The organism is Segatella copri (genome assembly GCF_949820605.1).
In the GTDB taxonomy this organism is placed as follows: Bacteria; Bacteroidota; Bacteroidia; order Bacteroidales; family Bacteroidaceae; genus Prevotella.
Map to the genome: position 1 here is coordinate 3,279,935 of NZ_CATKVU010000006.1, position 26,680 is coordinate 3,306,614.

Sequence of the window (26,680 nt, forward strand, 5' to 3'; positions counted from 1 at the left end):
GATATGAAGAAAGGCTGGTTTCGGTTAGAAATCAGCCTTTCTTGTTATATTCATCTTCTTTCCCGTCATCGGGTGCTCAAATGTGATTTCCTCTGCATGAAGATGCAGTCTTGTTGCCGGCTCGTTGCCGTAGAGCGGATCGCCGATGATGGGGGCATTCAGACCTTCCTGATGAGCACAATGCACTCTCAGCTGGTGCGTTCTGCCCGTTTTAGGATAGAGCGCCAGGCGAAGATGGGTATCGTCAATACGCTCTAGAACCTCGTATTCTGTAATGGCTTCCTTGCCCTGTTCGCGGTTTACCATCTGTCGTGGACGGTCTAGAAAATCTGCTATCAGGGGGAGCGAGATGTAACCTCTTCCGCTTTCTGCTTCTTTCAGAATCCGGTTGCACGATTCCTTGTCTTTTCCGCAAACGATGGCTACGTATTTCTTCTGAACCCGATGATTCAGAAATTCCTTCTGCAGGCGATGATAGGCAAACTCGGTCTTGGCAATAATCATCAGTCCGCTTGTTGCCATGTCCAGACGGTGGACGATGAGCGGACCGGTAGCTTCGGGATATTTCCTGCGCATCAGAGCGTAGACGGAAGGCTGGGCTGCATCTTTCCCCGGAACCGAGAGTAAACCTTCGGGCTTATAGATGACTGCCAGTTCACGGTCTTCGTAGAGCGTTTCCACCTTATTATATATAGTAGTTTCTGTCTGTTGGGTTTCAAAGACTGTTTTAGGCAGCATCCAATGTAGTATCGGTTTGCATTTTCCGTTGCAGGCAGGATAAAACTGAAGATGATGTCTGATTTCTTCTTTCGGACTCTCTCCCCACCAGAACATCGCCATCTGCAGAGGCTTGTAGCCATGCTGGTAAGCGTATTGCAGGAGTTTCGGCTCGCAGCATTCTCCACTTCCGGCAGGTGGAATCTTAACCGCCTCGTTCTTGAAAATCTCCAGCAGGTCCTTGCTTTCTCCTTCCGCATTCAGCATCTGGAATTTCGAAAACAGCCATTGCTGAAGTTCTTCAGATAACTGTTTGCGGAGCAGTTTCGCACTTTTCAAATCCTTTTCGTAGTTTTCATATAGCGTTTCGTACGTCGTCTTTTCGTTTATCGACTTTTTCAGCCTCTTCAGTTCTGCCTTCATAAACTGGCTCTCTTTTATCATCGCTTTCTCCTCTTCCTCGCTCAGGGGTGTTCCTGCCGAAAGGGCTTCCTGGCGCCTTGCATCTCGCTTTTCCTTTGCTTCTTTTATCTTTGTCTGATAGTTTGTGATAACTTCCTGGCGCTTTTGCTGCAAATCATCAATCAGGCTTTTCGCCTTTATCAGGGTTTCGTTGGCTTCAAACTGTCTGATTTGCTGGTTCATTTCCGAAATCTCAGCCTCATGTACCTTGAAATATCCGTCGGGTTGAAGATAATCGAAAACGGCTGGCACAAAACCTTCCCAGTCGCTTCTGCCGCTAATCTGTCCGCTATAAGCTCTCAGATAGCCAATCTTACTGTTGTCGGCTTCTACGATAAGTACGCCGAACATCTTTCCACGGTCTATTTCCTCCCGCCAGTCGTTTCGCTGTGAGAGTTCATCCTGCAACTCTCTGCATGCTTCGATGCAGAGCGGATGAGGTTCGTAGCTGAATGGATTGTTCATCCTTTCAGGTATATTATTTTGTTCTATATTTTTAAATAAATGCATTTCCATGCTACAAAGATACATATTTAAACGCGTTTTAGTTCATATTTTTGCAAAAACATGAGTTTTTCAGTTATTTTTTTGTTTATTTGGATTTTTTGTTGTACTTTCGCAACTGAAACATAAATTCATTTAAATAGTCTATCATGGTAAGTGTATATAGAAAGATAATGACGATGCAGATTAAGAACGGACTGTGCCTTCTGTGGCTATTCGTTCTGATGCTGCTGTTTGCCGCTTGTTCTCATCGGCAGAAGGGTGATGAGTCGTGGCATAAAGATATCGATGAATTTGTGTCCGGTCACCAATCTCTCATGCAGAGTCATCCTGATTCGATGATCATGCTGATAAGAAATTTCAAATGTGAAGGTAATCCCGATAAAAGCGATCAATGGAAAAAATTATTAATAGCTAAATGTTATTATATGAAGGGGGCTGATGCCCAATGCCAGTCGTTGATAGATTCGGTTAACGCTTATTGCAAACAAACTCCTGACAACAGAATTCTTTCTTATGCTGATAATCTGCAAGGCATACTTTTGCTGGTTTCCGGCAAGAGGAAGGAGGCTTTAATTTATTATGAGAAAGCTTATCATGAAATCATGAACCTTGACAGTTGCGGCAAGGCGATTGATGTATGTATCAATATTGCCGATGCGTCCAGACAGATGGGTAAGCTGGCGGATGCTTCTTCCTGGTATCGCCGTGCCTATTTCCTTGCAGATTCTCTGAATCAGCATGAAGCCCAGAACAGTATTCTCTCAGGACTGGGACAGGTTTATAATGATTTGCAGAACTATCAGCTGGCGCATCATTATTTCCAGAAGGCTGAACGCCTGTATCCGCCAAAGAATCCGAAAGATGTTTATTTCTTTTACAACAGTTGGGGAAATGTGTACAGCAGTCAGGAAAAACCGGCTGAGGCTCTGAAATGCTTCCTGAAGGCTCAAAAGGCTACACGGCAGATGGAACAGCCCCTGGCGACGGCTATTGTTGATGCTAATCTCGGACAGACTTATCTGGAACTCAACCGGTTGGATTCTGCACAGAAATATCTGACTCTTACCACGAAATTCTTCTTTGCCCAGCCCTCCATGCAGAGCGATGTGCAATTCTATGTGGATGGGTTGAATGCATCTCTGGCTCTGAAGCAGGATAGTCTGGCGAAGGCTACTGAGATTTTGAACAAGCCATACGATCTCTCCAAGATGTCGCCTAATTATCTTTACCTTTATCATAAGGGACTGGCGGCTCTTTGTGAACGAAAGGGACAATATGCCAAGGCTCTGCAATATCAGAAACTGATGAATCAGTACGACGATTCGCTCCGTAACGCTACGATGGTTTCGAATGTTCAGGAGAATGAATTGAGATTCAAGCAGGATACGGCCATCGTTCGCCGTGATTTATCCCTTAGCACCACGCAAGCAGAGGTAAGATCCTTTAGAGTCATCCTGCTCCTGATTATCGGCTTGCTGGTAATGAGCGTGTTGGCTCTCATCGCTTTCATCCGTTACAAATGGATGCGCAGCAAGCATCAGCATCATAAGGAGATGAACCGGATGATGGCTCTGAAGATGGAGAATGTGCGCAATCGTTTCTCGCCTCATTTTGTATTTAATGTGCTCAATATCTTCGTATCTAATCTTCCGAAGGGGGTTAATGTCAAACCGCTTCAGCTCCTGATACAGGTACTGCGTGCCTACTTGCTTTCTTGCGATAAGATGGCGGTAAGTTTGGAAGAGGAACTGCAGATGGTGACGAGCTATTCTACTCTTCGCCATGAAACTAATCCGTTCCTTCCGATGCCTCAGTTCCATGTTGCCAAGGATGTGGATATGAAGCTCATGCTGCCGTCTATGATTATCCAGATTCCTGTAGAGAATGCTTTGAAATATGCTTTTGTGGAAATGAAAGAGACGGAAGATAAGCCTTTGCTGGATGTAAACATCTGGGTTGAGGACGATATGCTCCGCATAGATGTTACAGACAACGGATGTGGAGTTTCGGGTACCGTTGGCAAGAAAAAGAAAAATTGTGCTGCCAGTACGGGAACTGGATTGAGAATTCTGAACAGTACCATCGAAATGCTTAATGCAAGCAACGAACGCAAGATGTTTTTCAAGATGCAGAGCAACAGAGGAGCATCAGAAGAGGAGGGTGGTACCAGGAATAGAGGAATATGTGTAAGTATCGGAGTTCCATGTAATTACGATTATAATGTCTTTAAGTAAGAAACTTTTCATAAGAATTTAAAAAGAAATAACATGCAAGATAGAATTAAGGTTGTGATTGTGGACGATGAACCACAGAGCATCCACAGGTTGCAGGATGATTTGGCAACTCTGGAAGATTTTGAGGTGATTGCCACATCCTCTTCGGCGGTATCGGCAAAGAATCTGGTGATGAGCATACAGCCCGATGTGCTGTTCATCGATGTTGAAATGCCTGGACAGACGGGTTTTGAGGTGTTGCAATCTCTGAGAGATGAAATTCCGATGGAACTTATCGTAGTATTTTACAGCGCCTTCGATAAGTATATGATTGATGCGCTCAGAGCCTCTGCCTTCGATTTCCTGTTGAAACCTTATCAGCAGGATGAGTTTGAACTGGTGGTAGACCGAATCCGGCAGAAAATGAAAGATGGAGATGATGTGGATGAAGATGCTTCTTCCGTTCCAGAGTCCTCTTCCTGTTCTTCTGAATCAGTCTTGGCTTCTCAGAAGGCTCAGGATTTTTCGGGAATGAATGGGATGCTGGGAACAGCAGCCAAGCGTCTTGCCATTCAGACCATTTCGGGTTTATTGATGTTGAAGCCCGATGATGTGTTCAGTTGCACTTTTGATGAGGCTACTCATCTTTGGCAGTTGAAGTTGTCGAATGGGCAGGTTTATAAATTGAAGAGGCAGGCCACGGCAAAGACCATCCTTTCCATGTCGCCTTCTCTGGCTCAGGTTCGTCAGGATTGCATCATCAATCTCGATTATCTTCTCTGCATCGAGAATTATACGCTCCGCTGCATCTTTTCTCCTCCTTTCGACCATGAGGAAATCACGGTTTCCCGCCGCTGCTATAAGGCGGTAAAGGATCAGTTGGAGATATTGTAGGAATCGGAAAAAAGAAGAGGGTGTGCAAGATATAGTCTTTGCACGCCCTCTTCTTCTATGTTTTTATTCTTCAGTAATTCCCCAATCCAATAGCCCTTTGCCTTCCTCGTCCAGCTCAATGCCGAGGCCTATCACCTTTCGCTTGTCTGCTTGGAAAGGCTCCAGGTATTTGTTATCCAGTATCTGCTGAATGGCAGCCTTTTTACCACCATTATTTTTCAGTTTCAGTTCTATCACGTAGATGTAGCGTGAAGTTTGGGCGATGAGGTCGATCCTTCCTGTTGCAAGCATATGCTCTACCTCCACTTTCAGACCGATGGCATTCAGAATGGTACTGATGATGAGGCGGTAGCGCTCTTCCATATCCATCGAGGCAAGTTTCTTGTTGCTGTAAGGCACATCGGCAACCAATGCTTTCAGTGTTTTCATGGCATCTGCGATTTGCCCGGTACCCAATTGGCGGAACAGACTGCCTTGCAGACTGATAATATCGCTTTCTGATTTCATGGTCAGGCTTGGCAGTACAACCTCGTAAAGAGCCTGTTTCACTTCTTGGTTTGGAAAACCTAAGAAATAGCCAAATTCATCGCTCGACTTGATGGTAAGGTAACCCGTCTGATAAAGAAAGAGTTCGGCACCACCATTTATGACATCAGAACTCTCAAGAGTCTTGCGTAAAATCGGACAATTTTCGAAATTCCGTAAGCGCAGTTCCATGTTGTCCACAAACTTAGGTAGCATGGATGTTGCTCCTGATGAAACCCAGAAACAGCTCAAGTCTTGTGCGTCGAGTGCATTAAGGAGACTGAAAGGATTGTAGATGTCCACCATGTTTCTGCGACTGAAATGGTATCCATCGTAGTAATCCTTCAGGTTATCATGAGTTTGCTGCAAGGTCCACTCGTTCACTTCAGCCATTCTTTCCAGTTCCGGCTTGAAGTTCTCCCCGATTTCTCCTTCTGTAATACCGCAGATAGCAGCATATTCAGGAAGGAAACTGATATTGGTCAGGTTGTTGAGAACTGAGAAAAGAGAAATCTGCGTAAACTTGGTGATACCCGTAATGAAGACGAAACGTTGGTACGCATCATCAGCTTTCAAGATGGAAAACACGCTTCTATATACTTCTGTGCAACCCTCATGCTCGGGAGTTTTCCACGAGTGCTGGAGAGGAGAGTCGTACTCATCGATAAGAATGGCAACCTTGAGCCCTGTTTGCTCATAGGCGGTTTTAATGATGAGGTCGAAGCGGTTTCCTAGTGAATCTGTAGGTTTGATATGGATGCCATATAATTGCTCATAAACATCAAAAGTTCGATCCAGGTATGCCTTAACTTCATTTGCAGTCGCTCCCCCTCGGCTCATGTCGAATCGAATAACCGGGTACTGTTTCCATTCCTTCTCCAATTCCATGATTTTCAGTCCTTCGAAGAGCTCATTTCTTCCTTCGAAGTAAGCCTGGAGTGTATCAACAAGCACAGATTTTCCGAATCGACGAGGACGGCTCAAGTAATTATATTGTTTGCCGTTGTTCGCCAATTTCCAGATGATGTCACTCTTATCTACATAGAGATAACCTTCTTCTCTGATTTTATTGAAAGACTGTATGCCTACCGGCAGCTTTCTGCATTCATTGTTTGCCATAATCTTTTCTCCTATTCCTATCTTTAGCCGCAAATTTAGATAAAATTTCTGAATTATAAGCCAGTATAATAAAAAACTTCAATGATTTCCCTCGAATTGTGCGAAATTAGCCTTGTTTTTCGAGAAATCAAGACCACAACTGCAAAAAATCCTACTAACGTGCTCTGAGTCACAAAAATATTTATTATCTTTGAAGCAGTGTTCGTTAACTGATTTTTTAAACTTCAAAAATGTAGGCTTATGAAAGCAGTATGTGGTCTTGACGTGCACAAAGATAGTATTTTTCTTTGTATTTTGCACAGTGATGGTGAATTATTTGAGCAAGTTTTCGGTGTTTTAACATTTCAGCTGGAAGAAATGCGGAAATTGCTCCAAAAGCATCATGTTTTTGAGGTTTGTATGGAGAGTACCAGTATCTATTGGATACCAATATGGCGTGTGCTTTCTCCTCATTTTACTCTGCGTCTGGTAAATCCTTATTTCATCAAGCAACTTCCAGGTCATAAGAGTGATATCAAGGATGCCCAGTGGATAGCAGAATGTACATTGAAGGAATTGGTTAGGGGAAGTTTCGTTCCTCCAGAGATTATTCAACAGCTTCGCCAGTACGATCGCCGAATCTTTGACCTCAATGCTGAGATTGTCCGTAAGGTTTCCAAGGTGGACGGCGTACTCCAACGTTGCAATATCCGCTTGAGCAATTATGTATCCAACATCGAGTGTAAGAGTTACCGCGATGTCGTGCGCAGGCTCTCGGAAGGTGTCACAAATCCAAACGAGCTGATGAAGCTTGTTCATGGTCGCATTGTCAATCGTCATGGTGCGGAGACGATATTAGCCTCATTGACAGGCGTTGTCTCCCAGGCAGAAATAGATGTACTGCGCCAACTCCATGAGGAGATTGGCATCGCCGAGAGCCACAGAAACGAATGTCAGCAGAGAATGTTGGAGATATGCGAGAAGCATTTTCCAGAGGAACTCGAACGCTTGCAGAAAATTCCAGGAATCAAGGAACGTGCCGCAACATCATTGATCGCAGAGATCGGAACGGATATGAGTAAGTTCGAAACGGCAAACCACCTTGCTTCCTGGAGTGGACTGAGACCAAGAAATGACGAGTCCAACAAGAAAATCAAATCTCGTAAAATTACCCATGGCAATGTCTACCTCCGCAACACCATCATTCAATGTGCCTGGGCTGCCAGTCGTCAGAAAGACTGTTTCTTCAGTAGATTCTCGTATCACCAAACAATTGTGAGAAGAAAGAACAAAATGAAGGTGATTGTTGCTGTGGCGAGAAAGTTACTTGTCGCCGTATGGCATGTCTTACATGACAAGACAGACTATGTTGACTTCAAACCAGATCGTGAAGAATCCGCCAACAACGGATGACCATGATATACCTTCCATGATAAAGCTATTATCTTTGTGATGGGTTTAGACCTCGTTTGCAAATTAACTTAATGTCATGGGAGGCTATGGAAGTCAGTATGAGTAAAACTCGAAGAGGAAAGTATACTGATAATCGCATTTGCTATATAAGCAAGTGCAAGGGAGACATGCGCCTTTATTTACGAAGAAAAGGCAAACTCCCTTGTTTTAGTTACCTTGTGCGAGGGAAATCATTTTCGTTTTATAGAGGAAAGATACGGCTAATTTTTGAATCATGCAAGTTTTTGGCAATTAAAAAGATGTAAATAGATACCTGATAAAAGAATATATTGTACATGCTCTAGAAAAATGCATTTTTTCTTGGTTTTTTCACGGAAAAAACTTACTTTTGCACCATAATAGAGGAGAATTATAACAAAAAGGTGGAATGATTTGCTTATCACCACAACATTTAAACCCCATTAGTTATGACGGAAGATATTAATATATTGACATTCGATAACTTTATTCAAAAGATTAAGACTATCAAGACATATCGCAGTAACGCCAATAAGGAATACAAGGTAGTTAAGGTAAACAAGACCGCATTGGTACTTAGAGATCAGCGCACTAAGGCTGATTTTGAAGTACCAGCAGCTCAAGTATTCGCTGCCATGAAAGAACTTGGTATTGAAAACTGCACGGTTCTTAAAATGCGCCAGTATGTAGGAACACATGCTGCACCAGCCTCTGCCGCCCTCATCTTCTGGGCTTTCGGACGAGGACAGGTTCAGGCAGCAATAAAAAAGTTTGCCGATTTGACGGTTAGGATAATAAGAGAACAGCAAAAACGGAAATAGTAAATCTGGCAACCTGTATGGTTGAAAGGCTTTCAATTGATACTTGATGGTGAAAAAGAGAAAAAGGGTGCATCATGGACTTATGACACACCCTCTGCTTATAAAAAACATTAAATTATAGTGTTGCGGAAATAAGGAAATATTAAATTATGGCAAAGGAAAACTATAGTAAATATGAAATGAATGGGGTACTCAAAGTACTATCATTTAGTCATGTATCACTTCATAAAAGTAATACAAAATGCACCATGTTATTTTTTAATCATTACAAAATAATAAATAATATCGTGATAAAGCATTTATTGTTGACGGTGATAGCTCTGTGCATGGATACTTTTGCCCTTGCCACACCCCCGTATTGCAAAGTGTACACACTTGAGGAACTTGATGTGGTTATCAAGAACAGTAGCGTTTATACTCATAAGTACGAGCAGAGGATTGACGTGTTGAAGCAAAAGCTTCGTAGAGCGAATAATGATGAGGAAAGATTGGCGGTGTCTCGTGACATCTTCGCTAAATACAAGCCTTTTAAGTTGGATTCTGCATACGTGTATGCGGAACGAAAACTTAGTTTGGCAAAGAAATTGAATGTTTATGAGGACAGTGTCTATTCTGAGTTGGATATTGCGGGTATCTTTACCAAGAGTGGCAACTATTTGGAGGCGAACAGAATACTTTCGGCATTGGATGTCAGTTTGATGTCCAATGATATGCGCCAATACTATTATGGTTTGTATGGCGAACTTTACGATGCACTTCGTCAAACAGCGATAACCTCTATCCAGCGTGAATACTATGAGCGGAGGCGTTTGCTTTACCGAGATTCGCTCAAGAACTTAAATGTCTTGAACACCGATTGGGACAAGGCTGAGTTCTTGATAACGAATCAGAAATATACAGATGCGTTGCATATTCTCCTTGCTTCTTACAAAAAGTTGACGGTGGATGACCGAGAGATGGGATATGTGGCTTATTCTATCTCTGATATTTATCGCCAGATAAATGACAAGGATAAGGAAAAGCAGTATCTCATCATTTCAGCCATGTCTGATTTGAAAAATAGTATCAAGGAGTATGTGTCGCTTCGTCGTCTTGCCACCTTATTATATGAGGAGGGGGATGTAACTCGTGCTTACTTGTATATGAGAAAGTCGATGGAGGATGCTACCTTTTGTAATGCGAGACTACGTATTATTGAGGTTTCTGATGCTTTGCCTATTATAGATAATGCGTATGATGCCATGCGCAAGTCCGAGCGAGCACATATCACCTTAGGATTGATTATCGTGAGCTTCCTCTTGCTGTTGGTGGGGGCTTTGATGATTTATACTCGTAAGCAGTTGCATCGAATCGCCCATGCTCGCCGTGCCTTGGAAGAGTCAAACAAGAGTTTGAATGAGATGAACCAGAAGTTGAATTCTCTCAATACACAATTGACTTCTACCAATGACAAACTGAACGAAGCCAATACGGCTCTGCAAGAGACCAATAGGTCGCTCTTCGAGAGTAATAAGATTAAGAATATCTATATCATGGAGTTTATGAACAAGTGTTCGGCTTATATAGATAAGTTGGATGCTTATCGACGTTCACTCAATAAATTGGCTGCCAATGGTGGACTGCAGGAACTCTATAGACGTTTGAAGTCAAGTGCCATCGTGGAGGATGAAATCGAAGAGTTCTTTGAGGACTTCGACCGTATCTTCCTCCGAATCTTTCCAGAGTTTGTTGTGTCCTTCAATGGTTTGATGAAGGAAGACGAGAATATTCAACCCAAGAAGGTCGGCCGACTTAACACAGAGTTACGCATCTATGCCTTGTTGCGTTTGGGTATTGTGGAGAATGAGAAGATTGCTGCTTTCTTGAGATGTTCCAAGCAGACGGTATATTCTTATCGTTCTCGCATCCGTTTACGCTCTCTTTATCCTGAGGATTTTGAAGAAAGAGTAGCTAAAATAGATTAAAATCTCTTTAATATATGCGAAATACCCTTTGGATAGGGTTTGTATTTTTCTCTTGTGCTGAATATCATAAGTATTTGATATTCAGCACAAGTGTTGTTTGTACATATTTGTATTTTTGGTGTACGGTGTTATAACCTATTTAAAAAAGCCCTATCTTTGCAACCAACAACGCCGACAAGGCTGTATTTGGAATTTAAAATAACATAACTAACAATTAATGAACAATTTGAACATGAAGAGATTATTATCTTTCGCTTTCATTGCTTGTGCTGCATTTCTTACGGTAACAGCGCAAGGTGTTGTAAGCAACAATCCTGTGGCTGCAACCAATGCTATCGTGAAATGTGGCAATGCTCGTTTCACCGTGCTTACTCCTGAGATGATACGCATTGAGTATAGTGCAAAGGGTACGTTTGAGGATCAAGCAACATTTACGGTTGTCAATCGTAATTTGGATGTTCCTCAATTTACAAAAACTGAAGATGATACCTATTTATATATAACAACATCCAACTTGAAGTTGAAGTATCGCAAGGGTACAGACCCTCGTACAATACCAGCTTCTTCCACGAACCTTACCATTGCAGTCAACGGTGATGGTGTTCAGTCCGTATGGTATCCAGGTAAGCCAGACCCATTGAACCTGAAGGGAACCTGCCGTACTTTGGATGGACTGATGGGCGATAGCAAGCGTTCAGAGATGGAAAACGGTCTTGTGTCACGTTCTGGTTGGGCAGTGATAGACGACTCTTGGAGTTCCTCTCGTGCAGATGGTGGACGTTCATACGCATTGGTGCCAAGTACGGAAGTTGGATATAGTTGGTGGGCTGACCGTGCAGACAATCATGCAATGGACACCTATTTCTTGGGTTATGGTCACAATTACAAGAAGGCAATAGCCGACTTTACAAAGATAGCAGGTGACATACCTTTGCCTCCAGACTATGTGTTTGGATATTGGTATAGCAAGTATGCCTCTTATTCGGCAGATGATTATCGCAATATCATGAAGGACTTGAAGACGAACAAGATTCCTACTGATGTGATGATTCTCGACATGGATTGGCATTGGAATGGTAATGCTTACAGTGGTTCGGAAGGTCGTGGAGGTTGGACTGGTTGGTCTTGGAATACAAACTTGATTCCAAATGCTACCCAATTACTTTCAGAGATGCACGAACAGAACTTTAAGACTGCTCTCAACTTGCATCCTGCCGATGGAATCAATGAGGTGGAGTCTCCATCTTATTTTGCGGCAATGAAGTCCGAATTGGGTGGCAAGTATCTCAATGATGATAAGAACACCATCAACTGGAGTCTTGATTATACAGATTTTACAAAGTCTTTCTTTAAGAATATCATCCGTGACCATGAAAAAGAAGGCGTAGATTTCTGGTGGATAGATTGGCAACAGCATCTTACGAGTCCATATACCAACTCTTTGAGTGAGACATTCTGGTGCAACCATGTGTTCTATAATGAGGCAGCGAAGCGTACCGGCCATCGTCCTGTCATCTTCCATCGTTGGGGAGGTTTGGGTAGCCATCGTTATCAGATAGGTTTCTCGGGTGATGCCAATATCAGTTATGACGCTTTGGCATTTGAGCCATACTTCACAGCAACGGCTTCTAATGTTGGTTACGGTTATTGGGGACACGACCTGGGAGGTCACATGTATTCAAGTGAAGAACTTGTCAACAATCCTAACCTCGTGTTACGCTGGATTCAGTTTGGCGTGTTTACCCCAATCTTCCGTACTCATGCCACAAGTGATGACCGCATCGAACGTAGAATCTGGAAGTTCTCTAATTTCCCTACCATATTGGAGGCAGTGCGTTTGCGTTATACTTTGTTCCCATACATCTATACGATGGCTCGCAAGACATACGAAACAGGTATCTCTCTTTGCCGTCCACTCTATTATGAGTATCCAGAGGTAGAGGAGGCTTACACATACGATGGAGAGTATTTCTTTGGTGATGACATCTTGGTGGCTCCTATCACGGCTCAAGCAGGGAGTGACGGAAAGACCAATAAGGAAATCTGGTTCCCTGAAGGTAAATGGTGGAGTGCATCTACTCATGAGATGATAGAAGGCCCATGCAAGCGCACAATGACATTTACAGAAGAACAGATACCTTATTTCTTCCGTGAAGGTTCGGTCATTCCTTTCAATCCATCTACAGTGATGAATGTTACGGAACGTCCTGATAACTTGGTGCTTCATGTGGTGGCTGGTGCCAATGGTGAAGGTTCTCTTTATGAGGATGATGGTGACAATGCTGATTATGCTACCGATTATGCCAAGACTTCCTTGAAGCAAGTTTGTGATGGCAACAGAGGTGAATACATCATCTCGGAACGTCAAGGTTCAGTAAGCAAAGCTCCTCAGAACCGTTCTTATGTGATGCACATCTATAATACTTCTGCTCCTATCTCAGCCCAAGTGGATGGTGTGAGTGCAACTTTCAGCTATGATGAGGCTACTCATTGCACTACGGTGGAAGTACCTTCGGGAAGTTGTTCGCTGGAACGAAAAGTCGTCGTGGAGTATAGTCCTGCGACGGCAATAGATAAGATAGGGGCAAATAAGGTAAGTGTTGCTTATGACAAGACTGGTCAACAACTTGTTGCTTCATTCGGCAAACTTGCCCAACAAGTATCCTTGGTGGTGAGCAATGTCGCTGGCAAGACGTTGTTGGCAAACAACTATAAGCAAGTAGATGGCTTCTCTGAAGATTTGTCAATGTTGATGCCACAGCTATATATAAGTAAGGTGGTGGCTGACAGCAAGACATACGTAAACAAGTTTATTAAAGAATAAAAGTGATATACCCATGAAAAGATTATTTTTGTCACTATATGCCATCTTGGCTGTTTGGGGAGTGAAAGCTGCTGATATGCCTTACTCCTTGGAGTTGTCGCAACTATATATCATTGGTGATGCTACTCCATACGCTTGGGATACCAGCAAGACTCCTGATATGGAAAAGATAAATGAGGGACTGTTTCGATGGACAGGTCACTTGGAGGCTGGCAAGGAATTTAAGTTCCTCAATACGAGAGCATTTCATAAGCATATCGTAGGTACTTCGGCAGACCAAAATATCCAAGTAGGTCAGTATTATGACCTAAACTTGGAAATCAACTGGGAATTGCCTGGAGACAAGGACTTAAAGTTTAAGCCAACTGTCACTGGAGACTATACCGTGTATGTTGATTTGCAAAGCATGAAGATGGTTGTTTGTGAGAAGGAAGATGAGGTGGAATTGCCAGAAAAGCTCTATGCGACGGGTACTGCATTGGGAGGCAAGGTAGTGGAACTCCCACAGTATGGCAATGTAGAGTTCAAGACGTTGCTTGATTTGCAACCGGGTAATCTCATTCTGCAAGATACACCAGAGGCGACATCATCTACGAAGTATTATACTTCTCTCTTTGAAGGCGTGGATATTTCCTTTGGACAAGACTATAGCTCTTCCTTGAAATGTACGACAGATAAGCAGACTGAAGGATGGAGTGTGAGCGTTCCTGGTAAATATACGCTTTATGCTATCAAAGACAAACATCAGGCATACGCCAAGATATTCAAGCCACGCCGTACACTCTATTTGGTAGGAGGATGCCTCAAGAAATATTGGGACTATTGGACAGACCCAGCTACTTGCCAATTCACTCCAAGTTCATCCAATCCAGAGGAATTGGTATGGGAAGGTTACTTATCTCCTACATGGAGCGATGACCGTCAAGAACCAAGCAAGTTGAAGATACTGACCAACCAGAGTTGGACATCGGAAACTTTTCATCCATACGTAGCCGACACTCCTTTGGTTGGTGAAGGAAACTTCCGTAGTTCAGGTGGCGATGATGTGAAATGGGAAATCTCCGAGGCAGGGAATTATCGCATTACCATCAATACGGCAACAGAAACCATTCGTGGAGAACTGTTGGGTAGCAATGCCAAGGAACTGAATGCCGTAACAGAAGTTCGGAAGGTAGAACAGGATGCTTCTGTACAGATCGTTTGTGGCAAAGGAACGATATACGTGAAGTCAACAGAGAAGCCTGTTACAATATCGGTGTGTTCGATATATGGCAAGCAGATCGCTTCTTACTCAAACATCCAAGAGGGTGTCGTTGCAGAAGGCTTGGCAAAAGGAGTATATATCGTAAAAACCGTAGGCGCAAGAACTTCCTGTCCCAAGAAAATCATGATAGATTAATTAAGGTTCCTAACCGAAAAGAATATACATTAACTTAAAAGTATAAAGCATATGAAAACATTCCTAAAAAAGACAACCGCACTGTTATGCTTGTGCATGCTGATGCCTCTTACGCTTTTGGCACAGGAAATGCTGAAAGTGCAGGGTACTGTCACTGATGCTTCTGGTGAGCCTCTGATAGGTGTAAATGTAAGGACATCTTCTTCCAAGGCAGGTGCCGTTACAGACATGGATGGTAACTATACCATCGAGGTTTCTCCTAAGGCTACCTTAGTATTCTCATACGTGGGTTTTGAGGCTCTCTTACCGAGGCGGTAAAGGGACGCAAGAAAATCAATGTTACCATGAAAGAAGATGCAAATATTAATATCTAAAAATATTTATTAACATGAATGTAAGACAGACGTTTTTATGCTCGTTATTGCTGATGCCTGGTGTAGGTGCTGGCGTTACTACCATATCTGCTGCATTGCCTAATGTTGTTCAGCAGCAACAAAAAGGCATTAAGGCAAGTGGTACAGTTGTTGATAATGAGAACAATCCTTTGATAGGTGCCACAGTCACTGTCAAGGGAACCAAGACTATTGCTATTACTGATATGGATGGACACTTCTATATCGATGTACCAAACAAAAATAGTGTCTTGGTTTTTAACTATCTCGGTTTTAAGCCTCAAGAGGTAAAGGTAGGATCTGATATTAACTTTAATATCCAGTTGAAAGAAGATGCGGTAAGTGCCGATGAGGTTGTTGTCGTAGGTTATGGTAACCAGAAAAAGCTTTCGGTCATTGGCTCTATTCAGACACTTGACCCGGGAAATCTCCAGATGGGTTCTTCTCGTTCAATGAGTAACAACTTAGCTGGTCAATTGGCTGGTGTTATCGCATATCAGCCTTCTGGTGAACCTGGTTATGACAACTCGCAGTTCTGGATTCGAGGTATTTCAACTTTTGGTGCAGGCGGTAGTTCTCCATTAGTATTGGTAGATGGTGTAGAGCGTAGTTTGAACGATATAGATCCTGCAGAAATCGAGTCGTTCTCTGTATTGAAGGATGCTTCTGCAAGTGCCATGTATGGTGTACGTGGTGCTAATGGTGTCATTATCATCAATACCAAGCGTGGCTCTGTTGCTAAGCCTTCTATTGACTTCAGATTTGAGCAGGCTATTACGAAACCGACCAAATTGCCCGAATTTATCGGCGCAGCAGAATATATGACGTTACTTAACAATTTGTGTTCTGATCCCAGTAAGAGAATGTTTACCAAGGATCAAATCATGAAAACATATACTGGTTACGATAAAGATCTTTATCCTGATGTAGACTGGATAGATGCTATTACTAAGGACTATGCCACTTCTACCCGAGGTAACATGACAGTCTCAGGAGGAACTAATATATTAAGGTATTCATTGACAGCTTCTGTCTATCACGAGACTGGCATTATGGAGACAGATGATACTTTGCCTTATGATACAGGGTCAAAACTGACACGCTTTAATATGCGTGCCAATGTCGATCTCGATTTGACCAAAACCACCTTGCTTCGTTTCAATGTGGGTGGATATCTGCAGAACTTGCGCAAGTCGAATAGTGGTACCGACAATGTGTTTACTCATGCATTCGAAACCCCACCATTTGTACATCCTGCCATTTATTCAGATGGTACTATCCCTATTGCCAGTGCCAATCGTTTCAATCCTTGGGCAGAGAGTACACAGCAGGGCTATTATAGAGGAACACGAAGTAAGTTGGAGTCTCTCTTCCAGTTGGAACAAAACCTGAAAATGATTACACCTGGTTTGAAGTTCAAGGCAACTTTTGCATTTGACACCTATAACGAGAACTTTGTAACTCGTGGAAAGACCCCAACCTATTATGGTGTGGCTAAGTCGCGAGGTGATGAGGGTGAGCTGATTCATGGTGTACTTTCTTATGGTAGCGAGTTCTTAGGGCATAGCTCCAATGCAAATTATGGTAACAACAGTACTTATTTAGAGTTCTCCTTAGGCTATAATCATACTTTTGCCAAAAAGCATGCCGTAGATGCCCTCTTCCTTTACAACCAGCGTTCTTACGATTGGGGTGATATCCAACCTAAGCGTTCACAAGGTATAGCGGGTCGTCTTTCTTATACATTCGACCGTCGTTATGTGGGTGAGTTCAACTTCGGTTACAATGGTAGTGAGAATTTTGCCAAAGGCCATCGCTTCGGTTTCTTCCCATCTCTTGCCTTAGGTTGGATTATTTCTGAGGAAAAGTTTATGAGAAACAGTGCTGATTGGCTGACTCTCTTGAAGTTGAAAGGCTCTATAGGTAAGGTCGGTAATGATGATATCGGAGGACGCCGCTTCGCTTATATTACCACTATTAACACAGGAGCTTCTGGCTATCATTTTGGTTATGCTGGTGATTATTGGCGTCAAGGATATTCTGAGGGTGAGGTAGGTGTTAACAATTTGACATGGGAAACCTCAACAAAGACCAATGTTGGTATAGAGTTGGGACTTTGGAATGAGTTTAACCTCCAGTTTGACTACTTCTATGAGCATCGTACCAACATATTCATGCAGCGTAAGACTATTCCTACACAGGCAGGTTTCTTGAGTAACCCCTATGCCAACTATGGCGTCGTAGACAACAGTGGTGTGGATGGTACTATTACTTGGAATCACAAGTTTGGCAAGGATTTGCGAGTAGCTTTAAGAGCAAATTTCACCTATGCTAAGAATGAAGTCAAGGAGTATGATGAACCAGAGTCAGTAAAGGGTACTTATCGTTCATTAACAGGTCGTTCTATTGGTACACTTTGGGGACTTCAGGCAGAACGTCTCTATACAGACGAAGATTTTGAAAATGGTAAGTTGAAGGCAGGTATTCCTACACCAAATATAGGCTCTGTAGTTCGGCCTGGTGACATTAAATATCGTGATATGAACGATGATGGTGTTATCGATGCCAAGGATGAAGGATATATAGGTGGAACAACGACTCCAAGAATTGTTTATGGTTTTGGTGGTAATGTCGAATACAAGAACTTTGACTTTAGTTTCTTCTTCCAAGGAACAGGACAGAGCTATCGTATTATAGGAGGTACTCAGTACTTTATTCCAGGAAGTGGTCAAGGAGTTATGGGAAATGTTTATGCAAACTATAAGGATTGCTGGACTGAGGAAAATCCGTCACAAGATGTGTTCTGGCCTCGTTTGTCGGAAAGCACCAATCCCAACAACAACTATGCCTCAACATGGTGGAAGAAAGATATGAGCTTCTTGCGTCTCAAGTCTATTGAGCTGGGTTATACCTTACCAAGGAGCCTTACTAAGGCCATTTATTCCAACAATATCCGCTTCTTTGTTAGTGGTAATAACTTGTTCTATATTTCTAAGTTCAAATTGTGGGATCCTGAGCTTGATACAACCGATGGACTAAAATATCCATCCATGCGCTCTGTAATGTTTGGGTTCCAGTTGAATTTTTGATTAGTAATAAATAATAAAAGACAAAAACAATGAGAAAGACATTATATATTGTGACAATGGTATTAGGCATGTTCGGATTCTCGTCTTGTTCAGATTATTTGGACAAGGAGAGTGACACCGAACTTGACTTGAAGATGGTCTTTGAGGACAAGACCCGTACCGAGGGATGGCTTGCCAATGTCTATTCTGGAATTCCTGATCCATATCTTGGCTATTTGCAGTATGAGGGTTGGGAGATTTTAGGTGACGACATGACACCTTCAGAGCGTTATCGCCAGTTCAGTGGTTGGAATGTCATTCCTTTTATCTTGGGCGAGTGGACTACCAACAGCTACTGGGATGGCAACTTCTGGGCCAATTTTCCACAGCGTATTCGTGAGGCAAACATCTTTATCCAAAATGTACATGCTTTGAACGAACAGGGCATAACCCCAACTGAGGTGGAGTACATGAAAGCTGAATGTCGCTTCATGAAGGCGTATTACTATGCCCTGCTTGCCAACACATACGGTGGTATTCCTTTTGCACCTGACGAAATCACACCATCCAACTTCAACTTGAGTGATCTGATGATTGGTCAAACTCCTTATGACCAAGTCATTGATTGGTGTGATAAGGAATTGCAGGCCGCTTCTAAGATATTGCCTGCCAAATATACAGAGGCTCGCAAGTATGGTCGTGCTACCAGTATCATGTGTCTGGCTGTAAGGGCGCGTATGTTGCTCTATGCTGCAAGCCCATTGGTTAATGGTAATACTGATTATGCCAACTACAAGAACGACAAGGGAGAAAACATCATAAGCCAGACTTACGATGCCAGTAAATGGAGAAAGGCTGCCGATGCTTGCAAAGAGTTAATTTCAGAGGCAGAGGCTGCTGGATATAAATTGTATGAGGTGAAAAAGGCAGATGGAACGATAGACCCATTTATGTCATATCAGGACATGATGTTTAAGTGTTTCGATGAGGGGAATACCGAAATTCTGTTCGCTCGTCCTGGTGGATGTAACTATTCTTATTATGAAGAGCTTGCTACACCTTTGCGTAGCAGCGGTAATGGTGGACTGGGTGTAACACAGTCTTTGGTGGATGCGTTCTCAATGGAGAATGGTCTTCCTATTACCGACCCTGCATCCAATTATAAGGAAGAAGGCTTCTCTGATGCCGACGAACAGCGCGACAATACCGACTGGGCCTCTCTTTGCAATGGAGGTTCCATCACTCGTAAGGGTACTTACAATATGTATTGCCATCGTGAACCTCGTTTTTATATTTGCGTAAACTTCAACAATGGTTATTTCAATCAGGAAGATCGTGTATATAATATGTTTAGAGGTGATGGAACAGAGACAGATAACAATGGAACTCATGATGCTCCTCAGAATGGTTACTTTGCAAAGAAGAAAATTTACTATAAGGATAATGTGAAACAAGGTAGTTATCAGTATCGCCCAGGTATACTTTACCGCTTGGGTGAGGCTTATCTCAACTATGCTGAGGCTCTCAATGAATGTGATCCAGGCAATGAGGAAATCCTGGTATACCTCAATAAGATTCGTGAGCGTGCAGGTGTTCGCCAGTATACAACAGGTAATACTGATGACAACTACATACATGTCAACCTCAATAATCAGTCTGAGATGAGAAATCTGATTCATGCAGAGCGTCGCGTAGAACTCAATTGTGAAGGACTGCGCTATGATGATTTGCGACGTTGGAAGGAAGCTGAGAAGGTGCTTACGGGTCCATTCTATGGAATGAATGCTTATGGGCGTGATGCTGCAAGTTTTTATAAGCGTACTGTTTATCAGACACGTGTTTACAAAAAGGCATTCTATTGGTTCCCTATCCACCAGAGTGAAATAGACAAAAATACGAAGTTGAAACAGGCTCCTTATTGGAATTAAACATAATATAACCATCAATTAGAAGATATTTATCATGAAGAAATTCATTTTATACATACTTGTCGCCATTCCTGTGTTTTTGGCAAGCTGTAGTGGTGATGACATTCGCTTTACTATTCCTGGAGTGGACGATCAGATGCACCTTGCTGCTTCTGAGGAATCGGTGACCCTTGAACAGGATAAGGGTGATGAGACTGCTATTTCCTTTACATGGGGCAAAGCTCAAGACCGTGGGGAAGGAACTAAAATAAATTATTATTTCAAGATGGATCTCGAGGGCAACAACTTTGAGAACTCCATCAGTAAAATTTATATTCCCGAGGGACAGAATTCCGTTAGTTTCACTCATAAGCAGCTCAATTCATATTTGAAGACGTGGGGTGTTCCTACTGGTACAACTGCTATTGTTGAAGGAGAGATTATCGCAGAAGTAACTGGTGCAGACCATTACATGAAACCTGAGATATCTACAACAAAGGTTAATGTGACAGGTTATGAGATTCAACCGCGTAATCTTTACATTTTCAAGGCTGATGCCACAGAAGGTGAGGGTGTTTTAATGGAAGAGGTTCTTTCTGAAACAAAGTACAGTTATGCTGGTGCATTGTTGGCTGGTGATTACAAGATTGCAGTAGATGCAGAGAGCGATGCTGTTCGAACTTTCCATGTGGAAAAAGACGGTTTCTGTGTTGTAAATGCAGATCTTTCAACAGGCGAGCAACCTACAATTACTTATCCTACTCCAGAGATAGACAAACTTTATATGGTTGGTAGTGCTTGTGCGGCAGGATGGAATATTGGTGCCTCTTTGGAAATGACACAAGATCCTGTCAATAAGTTCTTATTTACATGGATTGGTCAGCTTTCTGCAGGTGAGTTGAAATTCCCATTGGATACCCCAAGTGATTGGAGCTGCGATTTTATTATGGCTGCTTCCGAGAACCAGTCTATTACTGACTCACGAGCTGTCAAGCGAAACAGTCCTGATACCAAGTGGCAGGTTCTTTCTGGCGAAGCGGGTAAATATAAGGTTACAGTTGATACATATCACATGACAGTTACCTTTGAAAAGCAGAAAGAGGAATAGGTGCCTTCAGATCTCCCTATCAAGAATATCTGGATTTGGGGAAGTGACACTTCTAATGGATGGAACTATCCGTTCCTGTTGCCATTGGAGTATGATGCAAATGCAGCCAAGGGTACTTTCGTTATAGAAACAACTTTGACAGAGGGTGAACTGAAGTTTGGTTTAGAGAATGATCCAAACAAGGGTGGCAATATCATTTGGCTTCGTCCTTTGAGTAAGGATGTAACAAATGATCTTGCACCGCTTTCTGTTACAGATTTACAAGTACTTGGTCAAAGTCCTGACTACAAGTGGAAGGTTGAAGCTTCGCAAGCAGGTAACTACAAGATTAGCATCAATGTCATTGATATGAAGGTTAAGTTTAAAAAAAAATAATAATAAGTAGAATTATATTATGAAAAAGATAGTTTTATCAATTGTCGCAGTAATGTTATCCTTTATGACAATGGGATGTAGCGATTACTCGATAAATGGAGGTAGCTTCAATACCGGTTGGACTCCAGAAGATATTCCAGACGATCCTGTAACTCCTACTCCTACTCCAGAGACTGCTGAGAAAGCTCCTCTTTATTGGACTGTGTATGAGTATGGTCGTTTGGCAGAGAAGAACGGAACGGACCGCAATATGCCCAAAGAGGTTTGGCAGAAAAATATCGACTGGGTGGCTGAGAATCTTTTGCCATATGGTTACGATATGATTTGTACCGATGGTTTCATGGCTATGTTGGGCGATGATAATGCTGGGCATCCTTACATGACCTCATATGCTTATATTCCATTGACCGAACTTATTCAGATGTGCAAGGACAAAGGTTTAAAGTTGGGCATCTACGACAACCCCCTTTGGGTGCATGGCTCTTTAGATTGTCCTATCGAGGGAACAAAGTATACTGTACGTAATTTGCTTTATGAGCAGGGTAAGGATCAAGTGAAGAATCCTGATGCTGATGGTGACATCTTTACATGGATCGTTCCCAGCCACAAAGGTGGTAAGGAGTACATCGACGGCTTCTTCAAATATTATAAGAGTATTGGTGTTGATTTCATCCGTATGGACTTTATGTGTCTCTTTGAAGATGGTATTCGTGGAGGTGGCACTAAGGGTGAAGGCCGTGGCTATGGTAGTGCAGAGTATCGTTTGGCTTTGCAGTATATCGCTGAGGCAGCCCAAAAGTATGGTGTGTTTACTTCTATCGTGATGCCAAATATGAAAGATCATGGTCAGTACGAAGCTCAGTATGGCAATATGGTTCGCATTGTGGATGACGCCTGCGAAGGTGGATGGGATCACTTGTCAAGCCGTTGGCGCGGTGCGCAGTATATTAAGGTAGATCAGTGGCCTGCAGCCAACAACCAGTTTGATGGCTTTACTTATTGGTCTGATATTACTGGTCGTGGCAAGGTTATTGCCGATGGAGACTTCCAACTCATGCGTCGTTTCAATTCTGATGATGAGCGTCAGTCTTGTATCACTCTGCAACTTATGGCTGGTGGTCCTATTGCCGTAGCTGATGAGTATAATACTATTGGTTATGAGACGGGTGAGAATAGTTATAGCGAGAGTTTTTATAGTGCAGCAAGAGCTGCCCACAATGTAAGTTTCTACCAGAACGAAGAATTGTTGGAACTCAATAAGGATAAGTTTGTAGGAAAGCCTTTGAGTAACAATATATCTACAACAAGAAATGGCGCGGGTATAGAGATTGCTGAAGATGCTAACAGCCAAGTATGGTATGGTCAGATGAGCAATGGCGATTACATTGTGGCTCTCTTCAACCGTGAGAATATAGAACAGGAACGCGGTGTAGAACTCTCTGCCCTGGGTATTTCGGGTAGTATGAAAGTGAGAGATCTTTGGACACATACCGATGAAGGTGAGGTAACTAAGGTTTCTGCAAAACTGGCTCCTCATGCCTGCAAGGTTGTTCGCTTGAGCAAGCCTGAATAATTTTTGGTATCTGAAAATTAAATATTAGAAAGAACATGAAACGTATATTAAAATCAATCAGCTATATGGCAGTGATGGCTACTGCTGTTGCAACATTTTCTTCTTGCGAGGATGAGTTGCCTGACCCAATAGTAAAGCCACGGACTGCCGTTACCATCCAAACCGATTGGGGCGCTTGTGGTTTGAATAATGTCCCAAATTCTTATTACTTGAGTGTAAATGATGAGGTAAGCACGGTGAGTGGTAACACCCAGCAGCTTACTTTGAAGAGTAATAATGATTATACATTCAGATGCTATAATGGCACCAGTCATATTACAGTTGCTGAGGCAAGAGCTACTGTAGATGCTTCCACCTTTATGGTAAACGATGCAAATGCCATCAACGGCAATCCTGATGCGTTCTGTTATGGTGTAGCCACCGAGACAGACTTGACGGGTGATAGCCGGAGTTACACTATAGCTATGAAGCGTCTTACGCGTAAACTCACATTGACTACTCCCGATTTAGCAGCTAAGAATGCCGAAGGTAAAGATCTTTCTGTACAGGGAGGTTACGCCATCCTTACTGGAGCCTATTCAAGCTACAATATGGTTTCAGGTGTAGCCAATACTCCTGTTTCTGCTGTATCTGAGGTTACAGTCAATGCAGAGGATAAGAGTATAGTAGCTCCATTCAATCTCTTTGGATTGGATTTGGATGGTGATATAACCCTTTCATATGTACTCTCTATGTCAGATGGCACTACTCTTAAGGGTTCTGCTGACGTTAAGGATGCTTTGGCTAACTTCAACGATGGTAGTATTGAGGATGTCAATATCAATGTAGAGAATGCAGAATTTGAAGATCCAACCTTTAATTTCCCATATAATTCTATCTATGCATGGGGTAGTGCTACATCTGCAGGCTGGGATTGGAATGACAAGGCTATCGAACTGACTAAGGTAAATAAATATACTTATTCTGCTGAAATGGAATTGAAGGCAGGCGAACTTAAGTTTATGCTTGGTGGTAGTAACTGGGATGGATTGCAGGCTTGGCTGATAGCGGCAACTCCTGGTGCTTCACTTTCTGAAACAGCTGCCGAGGTTGTCAGTCGTGCAGATGGTGATTCTCACGACTATAAGTGGAGTGTGAGCGCTACCGAAGCAGGCAAATACCAGATAGTTATCAATCTGAAGAAGATGACGATGACTGCAACCAAGATAGATTAACGTATTTTTAATAACCAAACTTGAATAAAGCTATAAATATGAAGAAACATAAAATTTCCCTCTCCGAGCGAGAAGGACTGTTGAGTATTTTGCTCTTAAGTTTAATGATGATGCTTCCTGCATGGCTTTCTGCTCAAACTGTAAAATCTCCAGATGGCAATCTGAGTGTTACTTTCTCGCTCAATGACAAAGGAACCCCGGTCTATCAAGTAGATTACAAAGGCAAGACTGTCATTAACCCAAGTACATTGGGCATTGAGTTGGCGGAGGAAAACTCTTTGATGGATAAGTTCCGTATCAATAAGACGACTACTTCCACATTTGATGAAAAATGGCAGCCAGTATGGGGTGAGGAGAAAGAGATTCGTAACCATTATAATGAGCTTTTCGTTGAAATGGAAAAGCCTTCTAATGGTAGATACATGAACCTTCGCTTCCGTGTATATAATGATGGTGTTGGCTTTCGTTATGAATTTCCCCAGCAGAAGTATCTGCCTTACTTTGTAGTGAAGGCAGAACATACTCAATTTGCTATGACGGGTGACCACAAGGCCTGGTGGATTCCTGGCGACTATGATACGCAGGAGTATGACTACACAGAGTCAAAACTCTCAGAAATCAGAGGCTTGTTTAAAGATGCTGTTTGCAGCAATGCTTCGCAGACCATCTTCTCGCCAACAGGTGTGCAGACTTCCCTTCAGATGAAAACCAAGGACGGCATTTACCTCAATATCCATGAGGCTGCCTTGGTAGATTATTCTTGTATGCACTTGAATCTCGATGATAAGAGCTTGATTTTCGAGTCACAGCTTACTCCTGATGCGCAGGGCAACATGGCGCACATGCAGACACCATGCCATACTCCTTGGCGTACTATCATGGTGGTAGATGATGCCCGTAAGATTCTGGCTTCTCGCTTGATACTCAATCTCAATGAACCCTGCAAATATACCGATACATCTTGGATAAAGCCAGTAAAGTACATCGGGGTATGGTGGGAGATGATAGGTGGTGGCAAGCAATGGTCTTATACTAATGATCTTCCTTCTGTTCGTCTCGGTGTTACCGATTACAGCAAGTGCAAACCTCATGGGCAGCATCCTGCCAATACTCAGAATGTAAAGAAGTATATAGATTTTGCTGCTAAAAATGGATTCTCTCAAGTACTGGTAGAGGGCTGGAACATTGGTTGGGAAGACTGGTTTGGTCATAGCAAAGATTATGTCTTTGACTTTCAGACTCCTTATCCTGACTTCGACCTTAAAGGACTTAACGATTATGCTCATTCCAAGGGCATCCGTCTGATGATGCACCATGAGACTTCGGCTTCAGTTCGTAATTACGAGCGCCATCTTGAGGCAGCATACAACTTGATGAACAAATATGGATACAATTCTGTAAAGAGCGGTTATGTAGGCAACATCATCCCTCGTGGCGAGCATCATTACGGGCAGTGGCTCAATAATCATTACCTTTATTGTGTCACAGAAGCAGCCAAACACCACATCATGGTGAATGCGCACGAGGCTGTCCGTCCTACAGGTCTTTGTCGTACCTATCCTAACTTGATAGGCAATGAGTCGGCTCGTGGTACAGAGTATGAGTCTTTCGCAGGCAACAAGGCTTTCCATACCACTGTATTGCCTTTCACTCGTTTGCAAGGTGGTCCAATGGATTATACTCCTGGCATCTTGGAGGGTGACATGAACAAGATTGACCCTAATAAGCATCATCATATCAACTCTACATTGGCTCGCCAATTGGCTTTATACGTGACTATGTACAGTCCTCTCCAGATGGCAGCAGACATTCCTGAGAATTACGAGAAGTATGCAGATGCTTTCCAATTCATCAAGGATGTGGCTATCGACTGGGATGAGAGCCGTTACTTGGAGGCTGAGCCTGGTCAGTATATTACAGTTGCTCGTAAGGCTAAGGGCACAGGTAATTGGTTTGTTGGTTGTACTGTAGGTGAGACGGCTCACCTTTCCAACTTGAAACTTGATTTCCTTACCCCAGGCAAGAAGTATGTGGCAACCATCTATGCCGATGGCAAGGATGCAAGTTATAAGGCTAACCAACAGTCATACGTCATTACGAAGCGTGTGGTTACCAATAAATCTGTACTCAAGTTGAAGGCTGGTGCAGGTGGTGGTTATGCCATCAGTATTTTTGAGAAATAATGATG

The 26,680-nt window shown here is 42.8% G+C and carries 17 protein-coding genes; 15 read left to right on the top strand and 2 right to left on the bottom strand.

Features of this window, described 5'->3' with window-relative positions:
* Nucleotides 1-24 precede the first annotated feature (24 nt).
* Complete coding sequence (locus RCO84_RS14640; protein ID WP_317585476.1) at nt 25-1,644, bottom strand: RluA family pseudouridine synthase; 1,620 nt, start codon at nt 1,642-1,644, stop codon at nt 25-27.
* Nucleotides 1,645-1,856: 212 nt separating this feature from the next.
* Between RCO84_RS14640 and RCO84_RS14645 the strand changes: the two genes are divergently transcribed.
* Together RCO84_RS14645 and RCO84_RS14650 are read left to right on the top strand one after the other, a co-directional pair.
* Nucleotides 1,857-3,920 carry a tetratricopeptide repeat protein gene (locus RCO84_RS14645; protein ID WP_317585477.1) on the top strand — a complete coding sequence of 688 codons (2,064 nt, stop codon included), beginning with the start codon at nt 1,857-1,859 and terminating at the stop codon, nt 3,918-3,920.
* A 33-nt stretch (nt 3,921-3,953) separates the two neighbouring features.
* Nucleotides 3,954-4,793, top strand: a complete 840-nt coding sequence (locus tag RCO84_RS14650) for a LytR/AlgR family response regulator transcription factor (RefSeq protein WP_119238193.1) — start codon at nt 3,954-3,956, stop codon at nt 4,791-4,793.
* A 63-nt stretch (nt 4,794-4,856) separates the two neighbouring features.
* Here the strand turns inward: RCO84_RS14650 and RCO84_RS14655 are convergent, their stop codons facing one another.
* On the bottom strand, nt 4,857-6,437 hold the full coding sequence (locus RCO84_RS14655) for an ATP-binding protein (RefSeq protein WP_317585478.1): 1,581 nt from the start codon (nt 6,435-6,437) through the stop codon (nt 4,857-4,859).
* 240 nt (nt 6,438-6,677) lie between these two features.
* Between RCO84_RS14655 and RCO84_RS14660 the strand changes: the two genes are divergently transcribed.
* The 13 genes from RCO84_RS14660 to RCO84_RS14720 all read left to right on the top strand — a co-directional run bounded on the left by RCO84_RS14660 (nt 6,678) and on the right by RCO84_RS14720 (nt 26,675).
* The gene (locus RCO84_RS14660) at nt 6,678-7,829 is read left to right on the top strand and encodes an IS110 family transposase (RefSeq protein WP_293467028.1); all 1,152 of its coding nucleotides are present in this window, start codon (nt 6,678-6,680) and stop codon (nt 7,827-7,829) included.
* Nucleotides 7,830-8,296: 467 nt separating this feature from the next.
* Nucleotides 8,297-8,668: a hypothetical protein gene (locus RCO84_RS14665; RefSeq protein WP_117587039.1), complete on the top strand. Its 372-nt coding sequence runs from the start codon at nt 8,297-8,299 to the stop codon at nt 8,666-8,668.
* Between the two features lie 365 nt (nt 8,669-9,033).
* Nucleotides 9,034-10,632, top strand: a complete 1,599-nt coding sequence (locus RCO84_RS14670; protein WP_317585479.1) for a DUF6377 domain-containing protein — start codon at nt 9,034-9,036, stop codon at nt 10,630-10,632.
* 232 nt (nt 10,633-10,864) lie between these two features.
* Nucleotides 10,865-13,456 carry a glycoside hydrolase family 31 protein gene (locus tag RCO84_RS14675; protein WP_317585480.1) on the top strand — a complete coding sequence of 864 codons (2,592 nt, stop codon included), beginning with the start codon at nt 10,865-10,867 and terminating at the stop codon, nt 13,454-13,456.
* A gap of 13 nt (nt 13,457-13,469) precedes the next feature.
* On the top strand, nt 13,470-14,855 hold the full coding sequence (locus tag RCO84_RS14680) for a SusF/SusE family outer membrane protein (protein WP_317585481.1): 1,386 nt from the start codon (nt 13,470-13,472) through the stop codon (nt 14,853-14,855).
* Between the two features lie 51 nt (nt 14,856-14,906).
* A complete protein-coding gene (locus RCO84_RS14685) occupies nt 14,907-15,173 on the top strand; it encodes a carboxypeptidase-like regulatory domain-containing protein (protein ID WP_317585482.1) in 267 nt (88 codons plus the stop codon).
* A gap of 70 nt (nt 15,174-15,243) precedes the next feature.
* Nucleotides 15,244-18,336 (top strand): SusC/RagA family TonB-linked outer membrane protein, encoded by a 3,093-nt coding sequence (locus RCO84_RS14690; protein WP_373690142.1) that lies wholly within the window; start codon nt 15,244-15,246, stop codon nt 18,334-18,336.
* A 29-nt stretch (nt 18,337-18,365) separates the two neighbouring features.
* Entirely contained in the window at nt 18,366-20,243 is a 1,878-nt protein-coding gene (locus RCO84_RS14695) for a RagB/SusD family nutrient uptake outer membrane protein (protein WP_287861996.1), read from the top strand.
* Nucleotides 20,244-20,277: 34 nt separating this feature from the next.
* Nucleotides 20,278-21,330 (top strand): SusE domain-containing protein, encoded by a 1,053-nt coding sequence (locus RCO84_RS14700; RefSeq protein WP_294782559.1) that lies wholly within the window; start codon nt 20,278-20,280, stop codon nt 21,328-21,330.
* Nucleotides 21,331-21,705, top strand: coding sequence for a SusF/SusE family outer membrane protein (locus RCO84_RS14705; protein WP_317585483.1), 375 nt, complete (start codon nt 21,331-21,333; stop codon nt 21,703-21,705).
* Nucleotides 21,706-21,724: 19 nt separating this feature from the next.
* The gene (locus tag RCO84_RS14710; RefSeq protein ID WP_317585484.1) at nt 21,725-23,278 is read left to right on the top strand and encodes an alpha-galactosidase; all 1,554 of its coding nucleotides are present in this window, start codon (nt 21,725-21,727) and stop codon (nt 23,276-23,278) included.
* A gap of 35 nt (nt 23,279-23,313) precedes the next feature.
* The gene (locus tag RCO84_RS14715) at nt 23,314-24,492 is read left to right on the top strand and encodes a FimB/Mfa2 family fimbrial subunit (protein WP_317585485.1); all 1,179 of its coding nucleotides are present in this window, start codon (nt 23,314-23,316) and stop codon (nt 24,490-24,492) included.
* A 104-nt stretch (nt 24,493-24,596) separates the two neighbouring features.
* Complete coding sequence (locus RCO84_RS14720; protein WP_287862011.1) at nt 24,597-26,675, top strand: glycoside hydrolase family 97 protein; 2,079 nt, start codon at nt 24,597-24,599, stop codon at nt 26,673-26,675.
* Nucleotides 26,676-26,680: the final 5 nt, after the last annotated feature.

Excerpts from the sequence above, each read along its gene's own strand:
- RCO84_RS14640 (WP_317585476.1), bottom strand. The coding sequence starts at position 1,644 with ATGAACAATCCATTCAGCTACGAACCTCATCCGCTCTGCATCGAAGCA.
- RCO84_RS14645 (WP_317585477.1), top strand. The coding sequence starts at position 1,857 with ATGACGATGCAGATTAAGAACGGACTGTGCCTTCTGTGGCTATTCGTT.
- RCO84_RS14650 (WP_119238193.1), top strand. The coding sequence starts at position 3,954 with ATGCAAGATAGAATTAAGGTTGTGATTGTGGACGATGAACCACAGAGC.
- RCO84_RS14655 (WP_317585478.1), bottom strand. The coding sequence starts at position 6,437 with ATGGCAAACAATGAATGCAGAAAGCTGCCGGTAGGCATACAGTCTTTC.
- RCO84_RS14660 (WP_293467028.1), top strand. The coding sequence starts at position 6,678 with ATGAAAGCAGTATGTGGTCTTGACGTGCACAAAGATAGTATTTTTCTT.
- RCO84_RS14665 (WP_117587039.1), top strand. The coding sequence starts at position 8,297 with ATGACGGAAGATATTAATATATTGACATTCGATAACTTTATTCAAAAG.
- RCO84_RS14675 (WP_317585480.1), top strand. The coding sequence starts at position 10,865 with ATGAAGAGATTATTATCTTTCGCTTTCATTGCTTGTGCTGCATTTCTT.
- RCO84_RS14680 (WP_317585481.1), top strand. The coding sequence starts at position 13,470 with ATGAAAAGATTATTTTTGTCACTATATGCCATCTTGGCTGTTTGGGGA.
- RCO84_RS14685 (WP_317585482.1), top strand. The coding sequence starts at position 14,907 with ATGAAAACATTCCTAAAAAAGACAACCGCACTGTTATGCTTGTGCATG.
- RCO84_RS14690 (WP_373690142.1), top strand. The coding sequence starts at position 15,244 with ATGAATGTAAGACAGACGTTTTTATGCTCGTTATTGCTGATGCCTGGT.
- RCO84_RS14695 (WP_287861996.1), top strand. The coding sequence starts at position 18,366 with ATGAGAAAGACATTATATATTGTGACAATGGTATTAGGCATGTTCGGA.
- RCO84_RS14700 (WP_294782559.1), top strand. The coding sequence starts at position 20,278 with ATGAAGAAATTCATTTTATACATACTTGTCGCCATTCCTGTGTTTTTG.
- RCO84_RS14710 (WP_317585484.1), top strand. The coding sequence starts at position 21,725 with ATGAAAAAGATAGTTTTATCAATTGTCGCAGTAATGTTATCCTTTATG.
- RCO84_RS14715 (WP_317585485.1), top strand. The coding sequence starts at position 23,314 with ATGAAACGTATATTAAAATCAATCAGCTATATGGCAGTGATGGCTACT.
- RCO84_RS14720 (WP_287862011.1), top strand. The coding sequence starts at position 24,597 with ATGATGATGCTTCCTGCATGGCTTTCTGCTCAAACTGTAAAATCTCCA.